Annotated in this window: 1 pseudogene; it reads left to right on the forward strand. The window is 72.1% G+C overall.

Annotated elements, in window-relative coordinates:
• A pseudogene (locus IG99_RS44050) lies at positions 1-201 on the forward strand (IS1380 family transposase); the annotation flags it as partial.

The raw sequence follows: 201 nt of genomic DNA on the forward strand, positions 1-201 counted from the left end.
GGAACGCTCCCATCCTGGCGCTCAGTTGAGGATCACGGACGCGGACGGCATGCGGATCACGTGCTTCGCGACCAACACCACCGGCCGGCCGATCGCCACACCCGAACTCCGTCACCGGCTCCGGGCCCGGGCCGAGGACCGGATCCGGGCCGCCCGGGCCACCGGACTGCGCAACCTGCCCCTGCACGACACCGCCCAGAA

The organism is Streptomyces griseus subsp. griseus (genome assembly GCF_000720255.1).
Taxonomy (GTDB): domain Bacteria; phylum Actinomycetota; class Actinomycetes; order Streptomycetales; family Streptomycetaceae; genus Streptomyces; species Streptomyces griseus_I.